2 pseudogenes are annotated in these 2056 nt (G+C 33.2%); both read left to right on the top strand.

Annotated features, from left to right (window positions below):
• Positions 1-1566: pseudogene (locus tag IIF7_RS20465) on the top strand (hypothetical protein); the annotation flags it as partial.
• Positions 1567-1577: 11 nt separating this feature from the next.
• Positions 1578-2056, top strand: a pseudogene (locus IIF7_RS20470) (hypothetical protein); the annotation flags it as partial.

A 2056-nucleotide genomic window follows, 5' to 3' on the forward strand; every position in this document is an offset into this window, starting at 1 on the left:
TTTATTTTCATCAAAAAATCAATACGCTTAAATCACGAATTTCTGGCAGATGAAGCCGTTTTAAATCAAAATATTAGCGCATTATCATATTCAACATTATTACTAAACAGCTCGTTTGGAAAACATCAGTCCGCTATGACGAGTTCATTTAAACATTCATTAATTAAAAAACGAATCGTTATGATTTCAAATTCATTTTCAAAAAAGAGAGTAGGGCTAAAACTTGGATTTTTAGTACCGGTTTTATGTTGTTGTATTTATTTTTTCAATAATGATATTGTTGCTGAAACTATACAGCAGGAATCACCTATTGTTACTGAAACTTTAAACGCGTTTACGCTTAAAATTCACGGCGAAAAAATCGAACTAAACGGAGAGCAGGTGGCGCTAGAAGAATTTGCCTCGAAATTAGATAAAATCACAGCTCAATATCCAGATAAAGATTTGCTGAAAAATAATGTGCGCTTAGATCTAAAAAACGTTCCTGAAGATTTTAAAAAGAAAGTAGGGGCAGAGTATCTTAAAACTCATTATTATCAGGTGATGAAGAAGAATTCAAGAAATACTTCTTTGTTTCCTTCAGGAGTTCCAGCTCCACCACCGCCACCAATGCAAATTGCGGGAAGAAGCGGGACTTCGTACATCACCACAGATAGGCCTTCTAAACAACAAATTAAGGAATGGAAAAATAAAGGCTATACTTTTTATTTTGATGATAGTCCAATTTCAAAAGAAAAGCTTGATGCTATCGATTTAAATACGATAAGTCTCTATTCTAAGCAGATTGATGAGACGGGGACTAAAATATATCTAAATACGGTGTATTCGCAATATTCAAAAATGCCGCCTTCAAAATCATTATTATCAGATCAAAATTTGAAGATTTATGGGCATGTTTTTATAGACGGTAAAGAAGTGTCAAAAAAGAAAATAAGAGATTTTTCTCCGCAGGATTTTAAGGCCTATTGGATCGTTAAAGATGGAAAGTTACCTACTAATGAGCGCTTAATTTTAAAACTTTCTACGGAAGAAGTTCCTGAGGTTATTGAAGAAGTAGAAACAATAGAGATTATTGAAGATAAACCACAGTCTCCGCCAAGTCCAAAAGCTCCTGAAGTTATCGAGGTAATAGAAGATGTGCCTACACCACCAAAACCAGAAATAATAGAAGTTGTAGAGGACGTTCCAAATCCTCCAGCTCCGCCAAAACATCCTGAAATTATTGAAGTGATTGAAGTTGTAGAAGATGAGGCTTCTATATCTAACGAAAAAGAAGTTATCGAGGTAGTTGAAGAAGAACTAGAGATGGAGGTTAATCATCAAGATCAGGAAAAATCGGTTAAGGAATTAATTAAAGATTATAATGTTCAGCAAAAAAAAGTGAAGTCACTTTTGCCAGAAGGATACCCCATATCATATAGAAAATTAGAAAAAAAGGAACAGGATAATATTTTGAAAGAGTACAAAAAAATGTTTACGATCTATACTCTTTTGCAAAAACAAGGGGCTGAGAAGCAAGTTGATCGTATGCCACCGCCACCACCACCGAGTAGAGAAAACAAATAAACTAACAACTTATGCTGGATTATGTTTTAAAATTTTCGGGTTGTCTTGTAGTGCTATATTCTTTTTACCGAGTCTTTTTAGAAAATGAAAAAAATCATGGTTTCAAAAGATTTTATTTACTTTTTACACTTGTAGGGGCTATAGTTTTACCCTTAATCACAATTTCGTATTCTGTAGAAGTTAATGCTATTGCAAATGCAAATACTGAATCTGCTGTACCTGCAATCATAGACAATCCAGAAACTATGTATCTGGAAATTACTGAAGATAATGTTTCATTTTTTGAAGCTTATTATCCAGCGATGTTATGGATAATTTATGTGGCAGGTTTTGTTGTTTTTGCAATACGTTTTTCTAAAAACACGTGGCGGCTAAATAAACTGATTCTTAAAAACGAAAAGATATGGGGAAATCATAGTATCAAGGTTTTATTACCATTTTCGCTAATCCCATATTCATATTTCAATTATATTTTTGTAGAAAAAGAAGC

This window comes from Zunongwangia atlantica 22II14-10F7, assembly GCF_002094855.1.
In the GTDB taxonomy this organism is placed as follows: Bacteria; Bacteroidota; Bacteroidia; order Flavobacteriales; family Flavobacteriaceae; genus Zunongwangia; species Zunongwangia atlantica.